Consider the following 24150-nt stretch of genomic DNA (forward strand, 5'->3'; position numbering starts at 1 on the left):
GGTTTATACTGATTCGATAAGGAGGGGGATGCATGATGAACATCAAAGAGGCAGCAAGCAGGCTTGGTATATCGGCGAGAGCCATTCGTTTTTATGAGGAAAAAGGATTAATTCTCCCCGCCAAACAGTCCAGTAACGGGTATCGTACCTATACGGAGAATGATATCTGGCGGCTTCAGACCATTGCTGCGCTGCGTGAGATTGGCATGTCGCTACAGGATATTACACATGCGCTCGGAGAGATTGATCAAGGGAATCAGCAGCGGCTGGAAGAATATCTGGAGCTGCAACAGGCCGTCATGTATGCCCAGTGGATTGAGCTCAAACGTATGATGGATACAACCCAGCGCATGATTGACCTGAATCGTCAGGACGGACCGCTGGATGTAAGCCATCTGCACGATCTGGCGGACAGTGCCCGTCGCCTGCGTGAAGCCCGGCAGAACTGGCATGATCGGTGGAATTATGACATGCAGGCAGCCATCCATGATCAGCGAGTGCAGGCAGAAGGCAGAGTCAGTACTGAACATCCCAATTCAGAGGACAATCATCATTCGGACAACGCCTCCCCTGTAAGCCATGAGAATGAAGTTCTACATCCACACCAGGATACAGATCATTCCACGCCGAGCGATTCCAATGATACGGTACAGTCTTCCTTTTATCTGTATCACAACTATGACGAAGCGCTCGAACAGACAGCTCATTGGATCTCTCCCGCCCTTGGTGAGAAAGGACTTGATATTGGTACAGGCACAGGTAATCTGGCTGGGAAACTGCTACAGCACGGCGCAGACATGACTGCAATCGACCAATCCCGGGAGATGCTACGCAGATGTCGTACCAAATATCCTGAGATGCATGTGAAACTTGGTAATTTCCTGGCGCTGCCTTTTGCCGATCATTCCTTCGACTTTGTTGTATCCAGCTTTGCTTTCCATCATCTGAGTCCAGATCAGCAACTATTGGCATTACAGGAGATGCAGCGGGTATTAACCTCGCGCGGACGTATCGGCCTAACCGATCTGATGTTTGTTGATGCGACTCACCGTGATTCCTATATTCGGCAGGCAGAAACCACAGGACACGAGGAACAGCTGCGCGCCTTACGCGAGCGTCACTTCCCTCTGCTGGATGAGCTATGCGGCTGGCTGGAGCAACAGGGCTACGTAACAAAACATGTGCGGCATAATGAGCTGTTGTACACGTTGCTGGCGGTCCCGCTGCGCTAGTGGATTATGAGCATATGCCAAAAAGGCCATCCCGCCTTGATTAAAGGAGGATGACCTTGGTGTACATCATGTTATGAAATTACATATAGATATCAACAACCGTACGCTCAGTTGCACTGCGTGCTTGTCTGAACTCATCCAGTGAGATGCTTACTCCGCCTTGACGGTAACGGTTCGCTGTACGCTCAGTACGAATGTCTTTGCCATTCACCGCTACACGGCTCACAGCACCTTCGTTCAAGTGATAGATAAACGTCACCGGCTCACCCGCATACTCAAATTCGAATTGCATGCCGTTCAGCTCAGCTGGCAATACCGGGTCAATGACCAGATCGCCGCCCTCTTGACGAATGCCAAGCGCATTGGAGATCAGCTGGTTCATGTAGATTCCAGGGCCACTGGAGTAGATTCTCCATCCGCCTTTCACTTGTACAGTCCCTTTACGAAGCTGGTCAAAATGCTCCTGTGCCTCGTAACGCGTATTAAACTTACCGTCCGAACTACTGAAGTATGAGTTCGCTTGGCGAATCTCCGCGTTAGGTACAACCTCGCCGATACCAACCGGGTTGATCATCGCGAGACCATTCCACACCTGATCTGTCTTACCCAGCTTCGCCATCGCTTCCACGTAACGGATATGGGCGTGCACATATTGCAAACCAATCTCACGTCCGAAGTTGGACGCTTGCTCTGCACGTTTGAAGTGTGTGCTTACACCACCAGCATATTGAGCTGGACGATTCATCAGACGCACGCCATCCGGGCATAGGAACTGCTCACGGATCAAGGCATAATGCGATTCTGCTTGCTCCGCATTCAGCAATTCACCGATCATGCTGCGCGTCATTGGCAACAGTCGATATTGAATGCCTGTCTCTGTGTCTGTTGGATGAAGCATCAGCTTCGCTTGGTCCGCTTCTTCCATGTATACAAAGCCTGGAATCACATCTGTGCCCAGCATGTAACGGTTAAAGTCCTCACGGATGCCTTGAGCCAGCACGTCAAGCTCCTGTGCAAAGTCCGCATCCTTGAATTTCAGCGCTTGCGAGAGCACATTCACGGACTGATACGTCAATGCCACCGTCCAACTGCTTACCATGTATTGCTTCAGCTGTGCATTGGCTGGTTGGAGCGTATCATCCCAGTCGCCATCTCCGTAGGAAGACAGGAACGTATCGTGCAGGAAGTGCGAACGGATATATTCGATCTCTTTTTTCGCGTGATCCAGTACCGTTGCCGTCTCTTCCGTGAACCCGAAGCTATGTTTGACGGTATAAGGTACTTTCTCATCCAGGATTGCATAGTCGCGAGTCGCTGTCAGGTAATCCGCCAATACTTTCAACGGCCATACGATGATGTCGCCATGACTCTCTTCCTGTTGGATCGCAAAGTATTTATCAAACATGAACCATTGCGGCCAGTTGCCATCATCTTCATATTGGTGGGTATACACCATTTTGATGATATCGCGAACTTGCTCATATTTTTGCGTTGCCATAAAGTACTCTACCGGACCTTGGCACACATCTCGTGTACCCCAAGCCGCGCCACCGTACTGCTCCAAACCGTGAGGCACAGAATAGTGAACCAGCATATTGTGGGTGTACCACCAAGCCAGCGCATTTACTTTGAACAGATCCTCAGCACTCTGGCCTTCGCCACGGGACAAACGGAACCCGTTCATCACACCTGCGAAGAACTCGCGGTATGCCTGCACTTCCTCTTCAAACGTCAGGCTTGAACCTGCTATCACTCCGCTGGCCGCTTGACCTTCCAATACCCCTTGTACCTTCAGCGTCCATTCAGCACTCGCTTCCAGACTAAGCGTAACCAGTGATGCGGAACCACTGCGGATACCACTTGCCAGCAACGTTTCGTCCCCTACATTCACAGCTGCGCCGTCCACCGACATGCGGTATTGCAGATCTGGGTACGTCCCTGCACTAATCGCTTGTGGATCAGCCTTGAAGATCAAAGTATCGCCATCCTGCGTCATATGCAACGGATACTCGTATTCATTCACATTCATCGTAATCTGGTTTGTTACCAGGTAACGGTAGGCTGTGCCACTTGTGGAGCGTACGTTCATGCTCACTTCGGTGGTGTGTGCCCCTGTATAGTTCGTTACGATAATCGTATCAGATGCCGTTTTGTAGATCCAACGTACATAGTTGAAGCCAATCTCGAACAGGGAAGGCATCGTCAGCAGACGATATTGTCCGTCCATTTCCACATAGATGCGTTGTCCCGCCGTTTTCGGCACGTTTAATGCATTGCGGGCATTACTGATCATTTTATTAAAATTGGTGTTACCAATAACGAGTTGTGAGTTGAAAATACCGTACATATACGACGTTGTCGTAATAACCTGTGCTCCAAGTTGCACGTTGCCACCACTCATCAGAATGTGACCGTGTGGACGCTCTACGAGCAGTTCTTTTGCTTTCAGAACGATATGCTCATAGCTACCTGTGAAGAAGGACAACAGTTCCTCACCACTGTGCTCTTCCTGATGACGATCAGGAAACAGATCATGAATCTCACCTTGTGTCAGATCGAGTGTTACCAGCGGTTCACCCAGGAAGGAGGACAGTTTCACCTGTTCCAACGTATCGCCGTTTTCCACAGTCAGAGCCTGTACTTCATTCCATGCTGCGGTAACTTGATCTCCGAACTCCAGTGCAGAGATTCCTTCGGCATGATTAGGCTTCGCCAGTCCATAGAAGACCACCTGAGCTTCTCCGTTCAGATTCAGCAGTTCAGATTGCAATGCCGTATAGGCAAATTCATACTGATATGTCTCATTTGCCAGCGTTGGGTGATTCAAGCTCTCTGGTTGATTCGTTTCCTTGTATGACAGACCGAAGAATTGGAATCCATCTGTGGAGTAACCAACTGCTTTGGTCAGGGAACCTTGTTGCATATATGGAAATGCACCGCCCTGAGGCTGGTTTTGACGGGAACAAACGACATAGCCTTTCGCCTCATCTTCAAACACCGTATGGTCAATGTATTGTGACAGATAAGCCTCATTACTGCGTACCGCACCTGGATCTGCAAGCCCAACATCCTGTCCGTATACCACATCTACGTTATGTTGTTGTCCTGTGAGCTTCACATCCCAGAACCATACACCTTGAGGTGTAGCTGTAAATACGACCTGATAGCCAATGCCTTTTTCGCTACCTTCCAGCTGGACTGTGCCCTCCCAGATCAACTGGTTGCTGGATTGTGCCTTGCTTGTAATCACCTTGCTGTTCGAACGTACACCGAGCAACGGGAACGAGCTGATATTCTCTCCCTCATGTACACGCAGGTACAGGTTGTTCAATGATCCATCAATCTGGTTGCTGAGCAACTGGTTTAACATCGTTGTACCGGATGTAGCCTGGTATAGGTCGCCACTGTTCAAAAAGGTAAAGGATAACTCTCCGGCACTTAACCGGATCGGTTCATTAATCATCGTTGTCATAAGGTTCACTCCTTGAATTAGTTAAAATCGAAACGTTTCGATAAATCTGAAAAAGAATAGGGGCCTCTTCAAACCGGCTTTTTAAAGCCCGTCCGGACGATAACCCCATCATTAAACTTTCACTTCAGCATGCGGGTAGTTCTTTGTTGTTCAGACTCGTTCTAAACCGAACGTACAGAGCTGCGCTCGATCATATTAATCGTTAACGTATATGAAGGGTCAACCGCTTCGCCATTGAGCATCTGGAATAATAGATGTCCGGCGAGCGAACCGGCTTCATGCTTCGGCTGGCGTATCGTTGTCAGCGGTGGATGCACATATTCGGACAACTGAATATCATCAAAACCGATCACGGAAATATCATTTGGCACCGATACACCACGCTCTTCCAATGCCTTCAGGCCGCCAATCGCCATCTCATCGTTACCGTAAAATACCGCTGAGGGAAGATCGCCCTGCATGATCATCATCTTGGTTGCACTGTATCCGCCCTCACGTACAAAATTACCGCTCAGACGCCATTTGGACTTTTCTTCAAGTCCCGCTTCCCGCATCGCTCGCAGATACCCTTGGTAACGGAGCGCGTTGTCATACGAGTTGGATGGACCGCTGATATAAGCAATCTTCTGATGTCCAGCCTGGATGAGGTGGCGGGTAGCAAGGTAACCGCCCTGCTCTCCATCCACCAGCACGTTGACTAGATGGTCACTCGACAGCTGACGATCCATCACAATGATGGGAAAACGATGACCGGCAGATTCTACCAGAATATCATCATGAATGTTATGCGCCAGAATGATGGCTCCATCTACTCTTTTTTCACGCAAAAATCGCACTGCCGTTGAATCCCGTCCACCCATGGAGCTGCAAGCAATCAGGTCATATCCGTTCGCGAGGGCTACATCCTGTACACTACGGATCAACTCCGAGTAATACGGGCCCGACAGATCGGTCAGGATCAAAGCGATCGTGTTTGTCCGGCTCCGTTTCAGGTCCATGGCAAAGCCGTTCTTGCGGTAATTCAGTTCTCGTGCTGCCTCAAGCACTTTAGCCTTGGTCTTGGCACTAACCTTGCTATCCCCGCTCAGCGCATAGGAAGCAGTCGAGAGTGCTACACCTGCCAGCTTTGCCACATCCTTAATCGTTGCCATTCCACGTTCGCTCCTTCTAAACTATATATAAATTGAACTACAGAATATTTACACTGACCACTCCGATGACAGAACAACCTTCCGATCGCTGTTATCCCCAGATTTTTTGTTTCCCTTTTATAAGGGTGAAAATCCGGGGATAAAGGCGAACGCCTTGCTTCTTCAGGTTCTTTCTGCCCTCTCCGTTTTGTGTAAATGTTAGTTCAATTTATATAGAACAAATTCTAAGGTTATCTACATTTTATACGGTACATGGTTAGAACAACCACTAAATCCTTCATTATCGTTTATTAATCTTTATACATATCATAGCGATGGATGTCAATCGAAACGTTTCGAGGTGTTCTCAAAAAAAATCCTCGTTCCCATCCTTATGGGGCCACGGTTGAATGCGTCCCGTTCCACTCCATACCATTAGTGATGGTCATGACACGTCTTTCAATCTGGCGCTCTATAAACAGTTCGTGCCTAATACAATGAAACTGGCAGTAAACGCCAGATTGAAACGTTTCGACATTTTCATTATAGTCGGTGTTGATAGCGATTTCAACCACTTTATCTATTTTTCAAATAAAAAGTTGATTTGTTCAATCTGTCCATCCACGTCACTCCGTTTATAGTATATACTGCATAATAGTCGAGATCCTAGAATTACGCCAGTATACCAGGGGCATGAGACGAATACTGTCCCTGCTGACTTATGTAAGGAGACAGTTATCTAATGAATATTCCCAAGCCTATTTATCATAAAAAATCGCTGTCCCGTCCCATTTCCTTGCAGAAGATTCAGTCCGTACCTGTTGCCCACTTCAAGCCGTGCCATCTGGTGCAGCTTCACGACCGCGAGGCATTCTCCCGCATAGATGAAATGTGGAGCACTCTTCATGTGTTATACGTCATTACTGCTGGCCAGGCCAGGCTGATCAGTACAGAGGGTAAACTGACATTAAATGCAGGCTGTGCAGTCGTTCGGCAAGCTGGAAACCTGCTTCAGCACGAGAACAAGCGCGGCTCCCTGTCGCCAGTACAGGGCATTGCTATTGCTTTTGATTCCACTGAAAATGAACAGCTGTTCTGGCCGTTCGGGATACCAGTTCCCATTGCGAGTCGCACTCTCACCGACAGGGCAGTAGAGCTGGTTCAAGCCAGTACGGCAGGCCGTGATTCCAGCCCCTTCAGGCCACATATGCTTTTTTATGAGTTACTGGATATTTTACGGGATCATGTGGCTCATTCTGCTCATGAAGATCACTCTTGGCTTGATGCCGTGCTTAGACATATCCATCAGATGTATACCCATCCGCTGACCCGCGAACAATTGGCTAGGGATGCAAATGTGAGTCCTGAGCATTTTTCGCGGGAGTTCAAGAAACATACAGGTCTTACGTTTGTTGAATATGTGACCCGTCTCAGGATCCGGATGGCTCAGGAGCATCTGTTGTTCGCGAACCCTACGCTACAGGAGATTGCACAACTGACAGGCTACAGGGACACCTTTTATCTAAGCCGCAAATTCAAACAGATGGTTGGATCAGCACCAACACACTACCGGAAAATGCCCAAAAGGATTGTATCTTTGACTTACAATTATACGGCCTCACTTCTGGCACTGGGCCACACTCCCCACATGGGCGCCGTAGCAAGCTGGATGGAAGAAAAAATGTGTGCGCATGATCATGATGGTCATGAGCAATTTGAGCGACATTCCGAATATGAGCTGGTTAAACATACGGATCTGATTGCAAACGCTCAGCCCGATGTCATTGTCGGGTATGCGCCGCATCCCGCTTCCGATGAACTACGTCTGATTGCACCGACCATTCTGATGCCCTTTGAGGAAATCGATTGGCAGGAGCAGCTTCTTCTTTTGGGCAGAATTACCGGGCTTGAGTCCAATGCACAAGCGTTGTTAGATCAATATCATCAACTGGAGCAAGAAGCCAATCATAAGTTAGACCAACAGATGGAAGGAACACGAGGGTCCGCCGTTTGCATGTTTATGATTGGAGAAGACGGGGCTTATATCTACGGTCATGGCTGGGGCAGAGCCTCTCATGTGCTGTATCAATCGCTGGGCTTCACTCCACCCTCACTTATGGAGCAGGATGGACAGTTACTTACGGGGTACGTTCATGTTCCGTTGTCCGAGATTCACTTGTATGCCGCAGATCACATGTTTGTCGCCTTCCCTGAGGAACCTGCCAAACGAGAAATGCTGGATAACCTGCCGAATCAGGAATCCTGGGGCACCCTATCCGCCGTTCGTGAAGGACGTGTATACGAGATTGATGCCGACATGTTCTATGGATTTGATCCCTTGTCCGTTATGGAGCAGTTGCAGCATATCATGCGTCACCTCACATCATAATTGTCCATGCAGTAGTGATCATAGTTGTCCATGTACAAATATCACATCTTCCTCTATGTTATTAATGAGAATAATAATCATTATTGATTATACACAGGGGGAACAAAAATATGTTTGCTGCAAAAAAACGCTTTTCCGGCTTGCTTCTTATGCTCGCCATCATTATGATTCTGGCTGCATGTAGTAGCGGAACAGGCTCGACTGCCACTGAACAGACTTCGGCAGCGGGAACCGAAACAACAACAGCCTCTTCCGAGACGAACACAGACACGTCGTCCGGTTCAGACAATTCAAGTGCTACACGGATCTACAAGTCATTAAGCGGAGAGGTTGAAATTCCGGCTGAACCGAAACGAATCGTTACCGATATGTACGTAAGTGATCTGCTCGCACTGGGTGTGAAACCCGTTGGTGCTGTTCAATATTATTTGGAAAACCCGTTCTATGCAGATCAGGTAGCGGGCATAGAGAGTATTGGTGATCGGGCGGCGGTATCCATGGAGAAGGTTGTTGCCTTGAACCCGGATCTGATCATTACCTACTCTGATCAGGCCAGCGAAATTGAGAGTTATCAAAAAATCGCACCGACCGTGGTCATTCCGTATGGTACTTTCACCAATGTACACGACGAAATCCGGGGATTCGGAGAGCTGATGAACAAATCCGAAGCAGCCGAAGCTTGGCTGAAAACGTACGATGAACGGATTGAAGCCGCTCGCGCTAAGGTGAAAACAGTCATTAAACCGGAGGAAACCTTCTCCATCCTTGAAGTATCCGACAAAAGCTATTATGGATATGGAGACAATTTTGGCCGAGGAGGACAAGCGGTCTACAGTGCTTTGCAACTTGCCCCACTCGAAATCACCAAAAAAGAACTGATGGGTGATACCCAATGGAAAGAGATTTCGCGTGAAGTTGTTGGTGATTATGCAGGGGATCATATCTTCTTGACCGTTGGAGAGAACAATAAAAATTACCAAGGTGATGCCATCTGGCAATCCCTGCCGGCTGTAAAAAACAATCAGGTGTATGAGTTGCTGGAAGACCGTTACTGGTACTTTGACCCGATTGCGATTCAAGGTCAGGCTGAAGAATTCGCCGATATGATCGTAGAACGTGCCGAGCAAAACCGTAAATAACATAAGCATGAATACAGGTGTCCGGACAGGTTAATCAGCCTGCTCGGGCATTTGTGTCATATCGAGGAGGACTTACATATGCTTCGCCGTTTTATGTCTTATTATCGTCCTTACAAAAGGCTCTTTATCTTGGACTTTTCCTGTGCGATCGCTGCCGCTCTGCTGGAGCTGGCCTTTCCACTCGCCGTTAACCGGGTGGTCGATCAACTGCTTCCGGCTGGCAATTGGTCCATGATCTTAGCGGCGTGTGTCGGGTTGCTCGGCATCTACCTACTCAGTTCCTTTTTCCATTATGCAGTGACCTATTGGGGCCACAAGCTTGGTATTAACATCGAATCCGATATGCGGCGTGAACTGTTCCAGCGTGTACAGAAACAGTCCTTCCGCTTCTTCGATAACAATAAGACCGGGCATCTGGTCTCCCGCATGACCAACGATCTGATGGATATTGGTGAGATCGCGCATCATGGACCCGAGGATCTATTCATTGCCCTCATGACACTCGCTGGAGCTTTCGGGATTATGCTGGGGATCAACTGGCAGCTCGCTGTGATGACGTTCATCATTGTGCCGCTGATGATCTACCTGTCACTGTACTTCAGTCGCAAAATGTCCAAGGCGTTCAAGCGCATGTTTGCGGATATCGCCGATTATAATGCACGGGTTGAGAACAATGTGAGCGGCATCCGTGTGGTACAAGCTTTTGCCAATGAAAAACATGAAGTAGGACGTTTCGTTGAGAATAACGAACGTTTCCGGCTTACAAAACTAATCACCTACCGTATTATGGCCTGGAACTCTTCACTCAGTTTTATCCTGATGAAATTTGTATCGCTGTTTGTACTGGTATGTGGAACCTGGTTTGTCATTCAAGGCAGTATGACCTACGGGGAATTCATCGCTTTTGTGATGCTCTCCAATGTATTCCTCGGACCGATCGAGAAGATTAACTCTGTCATCGAGACGTATCCCAAAGGCATCGCCGGATTCAGACGTTACCTGGAGCTTCTTGAAGCTGTACCGGATGTAGAAGATACACCACAAGCGAAACCGATTCCGGATGTCAAAGGAGATATTGCTTTCCATAACGTTACCTTTTCTTATGGAGAACACAAACCTACGCTTTCTCAGGTCAATCTGGATATCCAGGCAGGCCAGACGGTTGCTCTGGTTGGACCTTCGGGCGGAGGTAAAACGACGTTATGCAGTCTGATCCCACGTTTCTACGATGTGGATGCAGGACATATCTCCATCGATGGCATTCCGGTGAAGGACATGACGCTGGAATCACTGCGCTCCCATATCGGGATTGTGCAGCAGGATATTTTCCTGTTTGATGGAACGATTCGAGAAAATATTGCATACGGCAAACTGAATGCTTCCGATGAGGAAATCTGGCAAGCCATTCGCCGGGCCCAATTGGAAGAGCTGGTACAATCCCAGCCAGATGGACTGGACACCATGATCGGTGAACGTGGCGTGAAATTGTCCGGCGGACAGAAGCAACGTTTATCCATCGCAAGAATGATCCTGAAAAATCCGCCAATTCTCATTCTGGATGAAGCAACATCCGCACTCGATACCGAGACGGAAGCCGCCATTCAGCTGGCCTTATCCGAGCTGGCGCAGGGACGTACGACATTGGTGATCGCCCATCGACTGGCGACCATCAGACACGCCGATCGCATCGTAGTCGTGGAGAACGGCACCGTCGCTGAACAAGGAAGTCATGAAGAACTTCTCGCGCGTCAAGGCTCGTACAGCCGACTGCATCAAGCCCAGTTTGGTTAAATGCAATGACAGAACAACCCTCCCTCTTGTAATAGAGGTGAAGGTTGTTTTGTTCATTTCAGGTATCCTTTGGATTTCCAAAATCGTTTTGCAAATGATTCAGCAGCGTAAGGCAGCTCCCCATTCAGTAAATCCTCATTCGCTTGAATGAGCACTTTGCGTCCATGTTCCAGCAAGTGAACGGCATGCAGTAACTGAGAGCCGCCGATGTAATGAAGTTCAAGCAACAATGGATCTTCTTCCTCGTCATCCTGAGCCGAGTATTCGATCAACACACTTTCCGAGCCGTCCGCATGTTGGTGCAGGGTATAATAGTATTTCTCCACCTGCGTCTCCCCTTGAGCATCCACATACTCTCTTCCAATACGTAGCATAGCTGGCTGGGGAACACCATCAGACATCTGACCTGCTTGTCGAAATGCATAATATAACTCTCCAATCCACAGCCCGTGCCGATCATCATCATAATAATCGTCATATGGCTCCACGACAGGCAGTGCTAATAAATCGTGGATCAGTTGGTGCGAAATTAAGGAACGGGCATACTGATAATTCGATACAGACTGCAACAAGGTGCTCCATCCTTGCTCGCTTAACTGCTGAATATCAGCAGGTGAGTTCTCCGATAATACGTTCCATTCCGACTTCTCATTGTTTAGATAACGATATGCTCCTGAGATCATCCAGACAGGTTCACCCGGTTGTACGATATGTTTATCAGGAGAGTTGGAACCTTGATCTGATGGCTCCATCTTAAGCAACAATGCACAATTGTGGTCATCCTGAAAATACAGACTACGGAAATATCCCTCCGTATGCTCATCTCCATAGACCGATACTCGGCAAAATTGCTCGTCCAACCAAAATTCATAGCTGTTCAGTAACTCATCCTCCTCTCTTACAGGTAACAAAGATGGATGAGTAAGACGCTCTATATTCTCAACGGTAATCCGATGATCTTCGAACCAATCCGGCGCATCTGGCTCTGATTCATCAGCATGAATGTACTTTCGGTTGATTACAGGTTGTCCTTGTTGCAGCCTCTTTAACATTTCTTCTCGCCAAGGAAACGGCTCTGTATCTTCATCAATCACACATTCAGGAACCAATAACGCCAACATGTCAAAGCCCCGCCATGGTCCGAGATCCTCCCATTCTTCAAGCTGACGCTTCACATTACGCTGTCCTTGAACCTGAATCGTATATTGATCGGTACTTACCAGCAATCCACCTTCTACATTCCCTCTCACTGTCAATTCTCCATGGTTATAATCCCCCCAGAACATATCCTCCACATAGAGATTACCTGTAATATATATTTCCTGCCCACCCACGATCATATAGGGCGTTATGAGATTCCCAAGTACAACCAGATTTGAACTGGCCGCGTCGGAACTTGTATTTCCAATATAACGATCCACTGTCAGATTTCCTTCAACTAAGATCAAAAAGGGTCCTTCATCCAACAACAGTTCACTGATATGAAGATCACCAGAATGTAACCATACTTCCTCGGCTTCAAATTCACCGTTGTGCGCTTCATTCTGAGTGTACATCCAGCTCTCCTGAGGCAACTTCATTTTCATATCGGCAAAAGACACCTTGTGACCTATCTGATGTATGGACATGTCCTGACACTCCTCATCCATTAATATATGGATAGAATCTATCTAATCTACAGATAGGACAACTACCCATTTTCATTATACTAGAGGAAATATACACCATTCCATAACAAAAACCCTCACCCGAGTAGAATGAAGGTTGAGCTTGTGAACGACAACAGCCCCAAGTCCATTAAATACATATATGATCTAGTCCATTCTTATAACTTCCCACCCAGAATGGCATTCGCCCGTTCACGAAATTCCACCGCCGCCTCCTCAGGCGTAATTTTGCCAAACAGCAGCAGATCATACAACTCACGTAATACCGCAGTGACCTCTGGCGCACCTACAGGATCAGGCGGGTCCATCTGAGTGCTGTTATCCGCAACCCAATCAATATAATCAAACACCTGCGCCAGCTCCGGTTCAACCACCAGCTTCATCCGCTCTTTGACACTGGATGAGACGGGCACACCCCGCTCCCCTTTGAGCAGCAGATTGGCATCCAAATCATTCACAAAAAAGCTGATGAACTTGGCTGCCTCTTCCTTATGTCTGGAATTGCCCGCCATGGAGAAAAACATGCCTGGCTTCAAGAACAATCCATCCTGACTGTTTGGCCCAGGCATTGGGGAGATGGTTAAGGGTTTGCCATAACGCTGAGCGGTGCTGATAAATTGGTTGGAATACCCCCAGCTAAACAAAGCCTCTCCCAGATAAAACGGGTCGTTATCAGGCTGGCCAATATCTGATGTCCAGATATCCGGTGCAAAAATAAGCTTCTTCTCTGCGAGCTGCTGCATCCTGCCAAAGTACTCAATAAACAGCCCATCATCCTCATATCCCAATCTCTTGCCATCCTCGGCGTATAGCTTGGAACCATACTGTCTCAAGTAATACGCGAAAAACTGTTCCGGCGTGAAATAGGTTCCCAGATAGATGCCTTTCCCGAGCAATTGCTCGCCCATCCGGTCAAAATCCGCCCATGTCCACGTATCCGTTGGCAATTCAATGTCATTGGCCTTTAACACTTCCGGATCATAGATGCTGAGCATGGCATTAACCCCCAAACTGAGACCATAGGTTTTTCCATTCAGGCTACCACTCTCCAGCTGTTCCTTCTCAATATCTGTCGTGTCAATCAGCCCGCTCTGCATGTACGGCGTCATGTCTTCCAACAGTTGCAGCGAACTGTACTGGGACAGATAGGAGATGTCCATCTGAATAATGTCGGGCAACGCATTGCCTGCTGCATGTGGGGCAAGTTTTCTCCAGTATTCGTTGAAACTGCTATATTCGTATTCGATGTTCACATGTGGATTCAACTTCTCATACAGGTTGATAACGGCAATCGTTGCATTGTTGCGGAACTCTCCACCCCACCAAGCGATTCGTAGCGTTATCGGCTCTTCTTCCACAATCATGCCTGGCCTTTGATCCAACTGGTTCACGCAGCCAGGAAGAGTCAGCATAAGGCAGAGCATGCCTATCATTCGCATCCATCTTCCCATAACTTCTCCTCCTTACCTGGTGATGGGGGTGGCAGCAGCACTGTTACTCTCGTTCCAAGCCCCGGCTTACTTTCCAGCAGAACATCATATTCTTCGCCAAAAGCCAGACGTACCCGCTCCCTGATATTCAGTAGACCAATACCTGTGCCTCTGGTCTTCACTTCACCGAGCAGCACCTGTTCCACATATTCGGGTTCCATTCCGGGACCGTGATCCTCCACGATAAGAGCCAGCTTGCCACCTGATATCTCGGCATACACTCGAATCAGACATGATCCAACCTGTGGTTCCAAACCGTATTGAATGGCATTCTCCAGTAGTGGCTGTAGGGTCAACTTTGGAATAGCACACCCCAGATAAGGAGCGGGCACATCCATACGGAAATCCAGCCGTTGCCGGAAACGGTAGGTCTGAATGGTGATGTAATGATTGACGATCTCCAGCTCTTCCGCAATGGTAATGATATTTTGCTTGAAGCTGATGGAGGAACGCAGCAAATATCCGAGTGATAACACCATACTGGAGATTTGCTCCTGCCTGTTCTTTTTTGCGAGCCAATGGATCGAATCCAGCGCATTATACAGAAAGTGGGGATTGATCTGCGCCTGTAGCGCCTTGAACTCCGTTTCTTTAATGACCAACTGGCTTGCATAATTTTCTTTAATCAATGTATTAATATGTGTAATCATCAGTCGATACGTACGCTGTAGTAACCCCAGTTCATCCATGTGCTGGTGCGTTGGAATGGACAGATTGGCGTCTATATTCTCCAGATCCCCATACTGAACCTCCTTCATCTGACTGATGAGCTGCCTGATCGGCCTTGTCAGACTTCGTGCGAACACCATACCAAGCGCGAGAACAACCAGAATGGCGATAAGATAAACGACGATCAGTATATTTTTCAACCATATAATACGTTCAAAAATTTCATCATAAGAGGCCATATTATAATACACCCAGTCGGTGTATGCGGATTTCTTCTGGGAAAGAAATATCTCCCTCCCATCCAGATTCTTGATCTCATATCCCCCACTGCCTGGAAGTGGATTCAGTCCGGCGGACACCGCTTCTGGAAGCTGGCGATAAGGATACACCACATCACTACCTGCTTTTAAAATAATGTCACTGTCCTGGCTATCGATGCCCGCATACTCCTCGACGAGTCGCTCGATATTAATACGCAGAAACAGTATGCCTACCGGTTCCAGGGTCATCGGTTCATAGGCTCGCACTTGACGCACCATAACCAGCATCGGGTCATCGTCATCCGGGTATAACCAGCGCACTGCACCATTGGCCTGCTCCGCAGCCGCAATCATCCGATCATATTTTTCCTGAGATACGGTTAGTGTCTCGCCATATTTATTGACTCTTCCCCTGGAATCAATCAGATGAACGGACTGCACATATCGTGCAGCCCCACTAATATGCTCCCATAGCCGATCCGTGATCTTTTTTCGTTCAATAAAGCTTGAATATGCGCTATCGTCATCCAGCAACGACTTCAAGGCTCTTTGAATCTGCGTATCGGAGATCATGTTTAATGATAACGCTTCCAACTTCTGAAGTTCAACATCCACTGTAGACGAAGAAAGGTTCAGAAGTCGGGACGACTTATCAAACAGCTGTTTGTCATACACCGAGTACGTATAATACAGGGACCCAAACGCGAGGATGATGACAAACGCCATCATGAACATAATCATCAGAAACATTTTCATTTTGATGCTGAGTTTGCGGTAGGCTGTCATGACCAAAGCGCTCCTTTGAACCACGTGATACTACTAGGTATATCACATACAGGAAGGTTTCCCCAAAGTTTTAGCGCTCGATTTCTCACGTATTATTTAGACTGATATCGATCATACGCAGCCTGATGAACCTCAATCGCCCGGTCAATATCCATGCTCTTGATTGTTTCGACCATCTTGTCAAATTCGGTGATCGGTTTCTGTCCGCTAATAATGGCAGTCATCGTTTCATTCAAATACGTATTCACCTGACTCATGATGGATGTACTTGTGGTCACCTCATCTGTTGACAAACGAATTGGAGGAAGCGTTAATGCTGAGCTTGCTTTCATCCATTCCGCGTTCGCCGCACGCTGTCCGTCGTCAAATAATAGTGCATCCAGATAACGACTATCCTGATTAATCGGACCGTCCATAATGGATAAGGCATAGGAAGCCAGTGCCTGATCATACGTCAGACCGTTCGGATTATTAATGATGGTATCTGTGAATTTGACACCTTCCCCGTCACGAACATAGCTGTCATTTTCGATACCAAAGTTGAACAGATCACTACCCTCTTCGCTATAGTTGTAGTCCATCCACTGTACAATATATTTCAATTTGTCTTCGTCTGCGGAAGCCGTAATAGCCTCACCATAAGACAACACTTTAGCGTCCAGATTAAATGTCGCATACGAAGTTCCATCCGGAGATACAGGCCATGGTACACCCGTCACGTTAAAGTTCGGATCCGTATCTCTCATCAGATTGAAGTATTTCCCCATGCCGCTGAACACACCACCCTGATATGCGCCTGCCAGATTGCTGGTGACCTTGTAATCGAAAGCTTTACCGTCATTGGTCATGATCTCGGGATCAATCAGCCCTTCCTTGTACCACTTGGCCATGGTCTCTAAGAAATCTCGGTAGCCCGGTTGGATCGGTCCGAATTCCACCTTGTCCCCATTCATCTGGAAGCCACCAATTACCCCAAAAGCCGCGGCAAAATCATGGAGCTTAGTCAGGTTACCCGGTCCCCAGTTTCCGGTGAATGGTAGCTCATCAGGCTTGCCGTTGCCGTTGGGGTCCTGTTCCTTGAATGCCTTAAGCACCGTATACCACTCATCGATGTTGGTAGGTACCTTAAGGTTCAATGCATCAAGCCAATCCTGGCGCATAATTAAACCGGAAGTGGCATTCAGCTTCAATGCATCCAGCTTCAGCAGTGGGAACATATAGATCGTGCCATCGTCGAGTGCAATCTGCTTTTTCACATCCGGATCGGATTCAATAATCCGCTTTAAGTTTGGTGCATAACTGTCGATCAGTTCATTCAATCGAATGATTCGACCATCCTTGATCATTTTTTCTGGTCCACCAACCGCATCCGCCCAGTTATAATAAATGACATCCGGTAGCTCTTTCGTGGAGATCAGCAGATTGAACTGGTCACGCTGTTGTCCAAGCGGAGGATGTGTGAACTTCACTTGGATACCCGTCAGCTTCTCCTTTTCCTTATAAGCCGCCATATCGCCAAAATTGTTCAAGGAAGCTGTCAATTTGGCATCATTGGCGCGCCAGTAGTCAATGGTAAAAGGCTCACTTGTAATCGGTAGCGGAATCTCGGTCAACGCCTGAACCGCAGGTTCTGTTCCTTCTGCTGGCTCTGCGTTACCTGGTTCATTATCCCCCGTACAGCCCGCCAGTAAAGACATGGTAAGTAGCGATGACAACAGGATGGACCCCATTCTTTTTTTCACGTAATTCGCCTCCATAGGATACATTTTTTATTGTTTCACAGCACCGATTAGAGCGCCCTGAACAAAATAACGTTGGATGAACGGATATACCAGCATAATCGGCAGCGTGGAGATAATAATAGTCGCATATTTGATGTTTTCCCCAATGGCAAAGCCGGTATCAGCGCCAGCGCCCATGGCCTCCGTACTGCTGCTGATCAGAATATCACGCATAATAATCTGTATTGGATATAACTCCTGACTGCGCAGGTAGAGCATCGGTCCGACATAATCATTCCAATGGTCAACCGCATAATACAGCATCATGACCGCCAGGATTGGCTTTGACAAAGGCAGTACAATTCGGAACAAAATCAGAAAGTCATTGGCACCATCAAGCTTCGCCGATTCGATCAGACTGATCGGGATGCCTTCAAAGTTTGTTTTCATAATGAGGAAATAGAATGTGCTGATGGCACCGGGAATAATAAGCGCAAAACGGGTATCCACCATGCCCAGATTCTGAATCAGCAGAAAAGTTGGAATCATACCCCCGCCGAAGAACATCGTGAACGTAATTAATTTCATCAGCGTTTTTCTGCCCATCAGATCACCGCGTGACAACCCATATGCAGCCAGTGAAGTCATGAGCAGATTAATGGCGGTACCCACCACAACATAGAACAAGGTGTTCATATATCCCGTATAGATGCGAGTATCCTGAAATACCGACTTGTACGCTCCCAGCTGAAAACCTTCAGGAATGAGCATCAGTGAACGGGAACGCAGCATCTGGTCCGGGTCGCTGATTGAAGAATTGAACACGTACAGCATCGGGTACAAGCATAAAACCATGATCACCAAGAGCAGCAGTGTATTAAATACATCAAAAAGTCGTTCCCCTATAGACTGTTTCATCGCTTCACCTTCCGATTACCATAGACTGGTTGAGTTAAGCTTTCTGCTGATCGCGTTTGCGATAATGAGCAGCGCGAAATTAATGACGCCGTTAAATAGTCCGATGGCGGTTGAGTACGTATAGTTCCCCTCCAAAATACCGGATCGATAAACAAAGGTGGATATGACATCCGATGTCTCATAGGTCGGTGCCGTTTGCATCAGCAATATTTTCTGAAAATCCGCGTTCATGACCGCCCCCATACGCAGAATTAACATGATCACAATCGTGGGCATAATGCCCGGCAGTGTAATATGTAACAGCTGTCTCCAGCGGCCTGCACCGTCAATTTTGGAAGCCTCATACAATTGAGGATCAATACCACTGAGCGCTGCCAAAAAGATAATCGAGGCCCAGCCTGCGCCCTGCCATATGTTGGACAGGATGTACATCGGACGGAACATATCTTTTTCCGCCAAAAACATAATCGGCTGCAGATCAAAAAAGTCACGAATGACGTTAAATAACCCACCGTCCAGAGATGAGAACGTTTTCAACATTCCAACCACGACGACAACCGAAATAAAATGCGGCATATAACTGATGGTCTGTACTGCACCTCTGAACCACTTCTTCCGGACTTCATTCAGCAACAGTGCTAGTAGAATCGGAGCCGGGAAACCAAATACAATACTGTAAAAACTCAAAATCAGTGTGTTCTTAATCAGTCGCCAGAAATAATAACTTTCAAAAAACATGGTGAAGTTATCAAATCCAACCCATTCGCCTGCCAAGATTCCTTTGATCGGGTTGTAGGATTCCTGAAATGCCATCAGTAGCCCGTACATTGGCCCATAGCTGAAAATCAGATAGTAGGCTACCACAGGAACGAGCATCAGATAAACGTATCTGTTGCGGACAAGTTCCTTTTTCACCGAACTCCATTTGCCAGCTGGCTTCAAACGCCCAGGTTCAATCCCCCGGCTTCGATTCAGCTCCATCCACTCAACCTCCACTCTCGATGTTCATTCACTAACATGACACTTCTAATGATAGAAGCGAGCGCCTTTTCTTCCCATGCTCATTTCCGATAAATGGATGTTCAAAACCGAGTTCCGTCCGACAAAAAAAGACCCTGCTGCCGATGAATGGCGTACAGGGCCCGATCACAGATTAGATGTAGATCGGATATAAAGATTAGCTATGTAGAAGCGCAGCAACGCTGTCTTAGGGTACTTTTTTATACTCGGAAGGGGAGAAACCCGTGTATTTCTTGAACATTTTGCTGAAATACGGCCAGTTGGCACCAAACCCTGTCTGCTCGGCAAGCGAGGATACAGTGCAGTTCCCGTCCTGCTCCAGAAGCTCCAACGCTTTACGGATGCGGTAGCTTAATACATAGTTCGTAAATTTCTCACCGGTTTCTTTTTTGAACATTTTGCCGATGTAGTCTGGATTCATGTATATTTCCCCGGCGATGGACTGGAGTGTCAGTGTCTCGTCCCTGTAGCGTTTCTCTACCAACTGTTTCACACTACCTACCATCTGCGATTGTCTGGAGCGATGTTGTTCATAGCGGCGCAAGGTGATTTCTTTGGCGACGGCAAGCAGAAACTGTTGAAAAGAATGCAGGGTGCTGGATTCAATCATGCCTGGCAACTGGTCCATATACCTTTTCATCTCGGCAGAACCACTGAGTCGAATCATCTCCATAAACATCTGAATAAGATAGGACTTCGTTTGGGATATATCGTATCGCAAGCTGGCAAGCAGCTGAAACATCCGGTTCAGCTCTGATCCAACTTCCTGCCAATGTCCCGCCTTGATTGCAGTAACCATCCGCTCCGGATCGTATTCGAATTCAGGAAGAATGCGCTCTCCGGGAGAGTAAATATCCCGCTCCATAATGAGACTGCCCTCACCGAGGTAAAAGCGGTAATTGAGATACACCAGCGTCTGCATGTACAAATGGCGTGCCTGCGAGAGGTCTCCTGGCTCGCTCAGGGCAATCGTGAGATCATCATGATAATATCGGGTAAAGGTGGCGCGAATCTCATCGATATTATGGAACAACTGCGTTTCAGACAACTTGTCCTCCATAATTAGTAGCACATGCCTTCCAACCGTGGCACTTAATATTGGATTGTGAAAAATATCCTCGGCAATGTTCTTCACCGCGAACAAGTGCAAATACTCATGATCCCCCTCAATCTCTACCAGCAGCAACCGCACACGCTGATCCTGAAACTGTACATCGAATAATTCCTCGAAATACTTCCATTCCTTGACCCCGTATGTTCTGTTCGTGACTAGCTCTTTCAGAAAATATTCCTTGGCATGCGGCAGTACACGCTCCAGATTATATTGGATCGACTGCACAAAACGCTCCTGATCGGTCAACTCCCGCTTCTCACTGACCAATTCACTGATAGCCTGTACAAGATGCTCTTCACTGCAGGGCTTAAGCAAATAGTGCTTCACCCCATACTGCATGGCCGTTTTCGCATATTCGAACTCCGTAAAACCCGTGAGCATGATGAATGAGATATGCTGATACTTCTCTGCCACAGCTTCAACCAACTGTAACCCATCCATTCCCGGCATGCGGATGTCCGAGATGATGATATCCGGGCGTTGCTGCTCAATTGCAGCAAGCGCTTCCAATCCATCTTGAGCAATGCCGATCAGTTCTGTTCCTAATCTGGACCAGTTCACCACACTGGAGATCCCGTCCGAGATCATAAATTCATCATCAACCAGCAAAACCTTGTACATCGCATGCATCCTCCTGCCTTTAACCAGTTCCATTCTATTATATGGGCATTATGCACAAATAGAGGGGAGGACATTGAATGACATGGAATTGCACCCTAACAAGTCTGATTGTTGAACATTTGTATCACGTGTGATGTTATTGGCTACAGAATCATGGTTTGTGCTGTTCCTTTGATCAAACCAAACAACCTTCACCCTGCCACAGGGTGAAGGTTTGCCGCTGCTATGCAAATGCCGGCTATATAGGTGACTTACATGCCCGGATCGATTTATTTTTTTACTGCGTGAATGAAATGTATCGTTTCAAATGCCCTTAGATGATCGATTCGATCCTGGAAAAACTGTTCCTGAATCGCCTCGGGAGTCAGATGCTCATAAATAAGTAGCCCTGCTTCATCAAGCAAGGCCTCCATCTCCGCATATGCGTACCCGGATTGCATCGGCTCACCACCCATTGCAGCCAATTTAACCATATTTTCAACCCGATTAAACATTCCTTTTTCCTCAAAAAGGTGCTCATCTGCATAATCCAGAACTATAGAGCTTCCGGTTGGCAGGTTCGCAAACACATGACGAATCACGTTAAACAGATCATTCTGGGGCAAATAATACGAAACACCCAAGAGACTAGCCAACGTCTTCCGTTTCTTCAAACCTTCAATAGTCAAGCTGTCATTCGAAAGCTCACGCGTAAAATCCATGGGTACCAAGTGAAGATTGTCCGGAATAGTCAGCTCGGCCTGATTCAGCCGCTCTTTCTTGAATTGCTGTGTAGCCGGATAATCCACTTCAATGATATCCAGCGTGTCCTCCAATTCCGGATGCCTCAAAGCAAACGTATCCATCCCGGCGCCAAGAATGACTACCTGCTTCAATCCCAACGCGACTTCATGCAAAAGTACATGCTCACAGTAAGCGGCCCGAGCCAGAGTTATTGGAGATAACTGTACCTGGGTAATCCATTTTAGAATCTTTTCCGGGTCGTCCTTGAGCTCGTGAGCCATATCCGGGTTGAAAAAATGAATGCCTCTAACCATGTTATTGCTGATATCTGAAAACTCTTGAGGAGAGATCAGCAATTTCGCCATAAAATCATCGAAAATGAGGGGTGTGTCATGTTGGCTGTGATAAGCTCGGCCAAAAGTCGAAATCAATGATGTGATACTGGATTCATTTTGCTTCATACTTATTCCTCCCGTACAAACAAAAATAAGATTCCCCTGGCCAGGAGAATCTTATTATATACGGAATATTTTTATATGTAAATTATAGCATAAATACATTTTTTTGTCAACCATAATTTACGGATGAACAGACAGTTTACAGTGGATTTACCGTCCACTTCAACTCGTTTTTCCTTCCGCATCCGATCCAACCCGATGAGATCTGTTAGGCGTCCATTCCATACTCCTTCACTTCACGATTACGGTTCAACACCGCATGCAACACAAAACCAAGTACCGCAATAACTGCTGTGCCTGTTGCCAGCCACGCTACCGGAATAAGTCCCTGTTTGTCATACATGACCCCCATCGCATAGGGGCCGATAACCCGTCCAACCGCACCGATCCCACCCGATATCCCAATGTAAAAAGGCGCCGCCCTGCCCGCATGCTCCGAGATAAACGCAGGTGTTGCAGGGGAGATCAACATCTCTCCAAACGTGGCCAGTACCATTGCAAGCACCATGCCTGGATAGCTGTACATGGTAATCATCACAATGTAGGCCATGCCATAGAATACCGCACTCGCCGTCATCTGGGCAGTGGAGGTACGGGCCATGGTCCGTTTCACCCAGCTGGTAAAAGGTTGGCCCACAAAGATCAGCACCCCGTTCAGGGTCCAGAGCAGACCGTACATTCTTTTTTCCATACCCTCAGAGATGATATACGGGGAAACACCTGTGTTCCAGATGGAGTTGCCGAATAACAGGAAGAGTACGCCCAAGCTCATAAACAGATATAGTCGGGTATTACCCAGCAATGCCCAGACGCCCGGCCCATCGGGGACGGTTTTCCGTTTGGTCAGATGTACTTCCCCCTGATCCGGTTCAACCCGCGACAGATAATACCAGAAGAAAATAGCAAACCCGGCTGAGGTCACTCCGTTCAGTACAAAGCTGAGGTGATAGGAAAAGTCAGCCAGAAAACCGCTCAACGCCGTACCAATCGCCACCCCGATATTGTTCGCCACATAGATAATATTGAATAATTCACCGCGTCGCTCCGCAAACCGGAAGCCAATAAAGGCTTGAATCGCTGGCAGCGACAATGAACTGAACAGACCAATCCAGCCCATGGCACATATAAATACGACCCAATACGCACTAATCCACGGCAACGCAAACAAACCTAACGCATTAAGCGCCAGTGAGCCAATAATCAGCTTCTTCACGCCTACTCTGTGATACAACGAACCACCAAGCAATTGTCCAAAGATGCCACCCAGGGACTGAATGAGGATTACAAAACCCGCGTTTGCCATCGTCCGTCCAAGCTCATCAAACACATACATGGTGGTCAGCGGCCACATCAAGGCACTGCCGGTTGCGTTAACCAGACTTGCTAATAAAAATATTCTCACTTCTTTTGGATAGTTATCCAGCCATCTCATCATCTCTAGTTCATTCTCCTTAGTACCTCTGCACATACAAATGGCCATAAAAAATAGACCTTTGCCCTGACGGCATAAATATAACCAGCCAGAGCGAAGGTTTTATGAAGTGTTACAT

15 protein-coding genes are annotated in these 24150 nt (G+C 47.5%); 4 read left to right on the forward strand and 11 right to left on the reverse strand.

The genetic code is table 11. The features are described from left to right. Positions 1–32 precede the first annotated feature (32 nt). Complete coding sequence (locus tag MHI55_RS28745) at positions 33–1232, forward strand: methyltransferase domain-containing protein (RefSeq protein ID WP_340387851.1); 1200 nt, start codon at positions 33–35, stop codon at positions 1230–1232. A 79-nt stretch (positions 1233–1311) separates the two neighbouring features. On the opposite strand, the gene MHI55_RS28750 is transcribed toward MHI55_RS28745, so the two are convergent. Continuing rightward, positions 1312–4704, reverse strand: coding sequence for a cellobiose phosphorylase (locus MHI55_RS28750; protein WP_340387853.1), 3393 nt, complete (start codon positions 4702–4704; stop codon positions 1312–1314). Positions 4705–4865: 161 nt separating this feature from the next. Continuing rightward, a complete protein-coding gene (locus MHI55_RS28755) occupies positions 4866–5855 on the reverse strand; it encodes a LacI family DNA-binding transcriptional regulator (protein ID WP_127548952.1) in 990 nt (329 codons plus the stop codon). Positions 5856–6576: 721 nt separating this feature from the next. Between MHI55_RS28755 and MHI55_RS28760 the strand changes: the two genes are divergently transcribed. From MHI55_RS28760 to MHI55_RS28770, 3 genes are all read left to right on the forward strand, one after another. Further along, positions 6577–8223 (forward strand): AraC family transcriptional regulator, encoded by a 1647-nt coding sequence (locus MHI55_RS28760; protein ID WP_340387855.1) that lies wholly within the window; start codon positions 6577–6579, stop codon positions 8221–8223. Positions 8224–8333: 110 nt separating this feature from the next. Then, positions 8334–9362 carry an ABC transporter substrate-binding protein gene (locus tag MHI55_RS28765; RefSeq protein ID WP_340387858.1) on the forward strand — a complete coding sequence of 343 codons (1029 nt, stop codon included), beginning with the start codon at positions 8334–8336 and terminating at the stop codon, positions 9360–9362. A 78-nt stretch (positions 9363–9440) separates the two neighbouring features. Continuing rightward, positions 9441–11153 carry an ABC transporter ATP-binding protein gene (locus MHI55_RS28770; RefSeq protein WP_127548945.1) on the forward strand — a complete coding sequence of 571 codons (1713 nt, stop codon included), beginning with the start codon at positions 9441–9443 and terminating at the stop codon, positions 11151–11153. A 53-nt stretch (positions 11154–11206) separates the two neighbouring features. Here the strand turns inward: MHI55_RS28770 and MHI55_RS28775 are convergent, their stop codons facing one another. The 9 genes from MHI55_RS28775 to MHI55_RS28815 all read right to left on the reverse strand — a co-directional run bounded on the left by MHI55_RS28775 (position 11207) and on the right by MHI55_RS28815 (position 24032). After that, positions 11207–12781 (reverse strand): hypothetical protein, encoded by a 1575-nt coding sequence (locus MHI55_RS28775; protein WP_340387860.1) that lies wholly within the window; start codon positions 12779–12781, stop codon positions 11207–11209. Between the two features lie 197 nt (positions 12782–12978). Beyond that, complete coding sequence (locus MHI55_RS28780) at positions 12979–14271, reverse strand: ABC transporter substrate-binding protein (protein WP_340387862.1); 1293 nt, start codon at positions 14269–14271, stop codon at positions 12979–12981. Then, positions 14250–16025, reverse strand: a complete 1776-nt coding sequence (locus MHI55_RS28785) for a sensor histidine kinase (protein ID WP_047840756.1) — start codon at positions 16023–16025, stop codon at positions 14250–14252. Before MHI55_RS28785 ends, MHI55_RS28780 begins: the two co-directional genes overlap by 22 nt. A 92-nt stretch (positions 16026–16117) precedes the next feature. Continuing rightward, entirely contained in the window at positions 16118–17767 is a 1650-nt protein-coding gene (locus MHI55_RS28790) for an ABC transporter substrate-binding protein (RefSeq protein ID WP_340387864.1), read from the reverse strand. Between the two features lie 27 nt (positions 17768–17794). Beyond that, entirely contained in the window at positions 17795–18664 is an 870-nt protein-coding gene (locus tag MHI55_RS28795) for a carbohydrate ABC transporter permease (protein ID WP_036667808.1), read from the reverse strand. A 15-nt stretch (positions 18665–18679) separates the two neighbouring features. After that, positions 18680–19645, reverse strand: coding sequence for an ABC transporter permease subunit (locus tag MHI55_RS28800; RefSeq protein ID WP_017691858.1), 966 nt, complete (start codon positions 19643–19645; stop codon positions 18680–18682). Positions 19646–19871: 226 nt separating this feature from the next. After that, positions 19872–21419 carry a response regulator gene (locus tag MHI55_RS28805; protein ID WP_340387866.1) on the reverse strand — a complete coding sequence of 516 codons (1548 nt, stop codon included), beginning with the start codon at positions 21417–21419 and terminating at the stop codon, positions 19872–19874. A 269-nt stretch (positions 21420–21688) separates the two neighbouring features. Then, a complete protein-coding gene (locus tag MHI55_RS28810) occupies positions 21689–22603 on the reverse strand; it encodes a class I SAM-dependent methyltransferase (protein ID WP_340387868.1) in 915 nt (304 codons plus the stop codon). 205 nt (positions 22604–22808) lie between these two features. Next, positions 22809–24032: an MFS transporter gene (locus tag MHI55_RS28815; protein ID WP_340390657.1), complete on the reverse strand. Its 1224-nt coding sequence runs from the start codon at positions 24030–24032 to the stop codon at positions 22809–22811. Positions 24033–24150: the final 118 nt, after the last annotated feature.

Origin of the sequence: Paenibacillus sp. FSL E2-0151 (assembly GCF_037993015.1) — a bacterium.
In the GTDB taxonomy this organism is placed as follows: domain Bacteria; phylum Bacillota; class Bacilli; order Paenibacillales; family Paenibacillaceae; genus Paenibacillus; species Paenibacillus amylolyticus.

What these genes read in the sequence shown, in the direction of transcription:
- MHI55_RS28745 (WP_340387851.1), top strand. Translation starts at nt 33, where the DNA reads ATGATGAACATCAAAGAGGCAGCAAGCAGGCTTGGTATATCGGCGAGA.
- MHI55_RS28750 (WP_340387853.1), bottom strand. Translation starts at nt 4,704, where the DNA reads ATGACAACGATGATTAATGAACCGATCCGGTTAAGTGCCGGAGAGTTA.
- MHI55_RS28755 (WP_127548952.1), bottom strand. Translation starts at nt 5,855, where the DNA reads ATGGCAACGATTAAGGATGTGGCAAAGCTGGCAGGTGTAGCACTCTCG.
- MHI55_RS28760 (WP_340387855.1), top strand. Translation starts at nt 6,577, where the DNA reads ATGAATATTCCCAAGCCTATTTATCATAAAAAATCGCTGTCCCGTCCC.
- MHI55_RS28765 (WP_340387858.1), top strand. Translation starts at nt 8,334, where the DNA reads ATGTTTGCTGCAAAAAAACGCTTTTCCGGCTTGCTTCTTATGCTCGCC.
- MHI55_RS28770 (WP_127548945.1), top strand. Translation starts at nt 9,441, where the DNA reads ATGCTTCGCCGTTTTATGTCTTATTATCGTCCTTACAAAAGGCTCTTT.
- MHI55_RS28775 (WP_340387860.1), bottom strand. Translation starts at nt 12,781, where the DNA reads ATGTCCATACATCAGATAGGTCACAAGGTGTCTTTTGCCGATATGAAA.
- MHI55_RS28780 (WP_340387862.1), bottom strand. Translation starts at nt 14,271, where the DNA reads ATGGGAAGATGGATGCGAATGATAGGCATGCTCTGCCTTATGCTGACT.
- MHI55_RS28785 (WP_047840756.1), bottom strand. Translation starts at nt 16,025, where the DNA reads ATGACAGCCTACCGCAAACTCAGCATCAAAATGAAAATGTTTCTGATG.
- MHI55_RS28795 (WP_036667808.1), bottom strand. Translation starts at nt 18,664, where the DNA reads ATGAAACAGTCTATAGGGGAACGACTTTTTGATGTATTTAATACACTG.
- MHI55_RS28800 (WP_017691858.1), bottom strand. Translation starts at nt 19,645, where the DNA reads ATGGAGCTGAATCGAAGCCGGGGGATTGAACCTGGGCGTTTGAAGCCA.
- MHI55_RS28805 (WP_340387866.1), bottom strand. Translation starts at nt 21,419, where the DNA reads ATGTACAAGGTTTTGCTGGTTGATGATGAATTTATGATCTCGGACGGG.
- MHI55_RS28810 (WP_340387868.1), bottom strand. Translation starts at nt 22,603, where the DNA reads ATGAAGCAAAATGAATCCAGTATCACATCATTGATTTCGACTTTTGGC.
- MHI55_RS28815 (WP_340390657.1), bottom strand. Translation starts at nt 24,032, where the DNA reads ATGAGATGGCTGGATAACTATCCAAAAGAAGTGAGAATATTTTTATTA.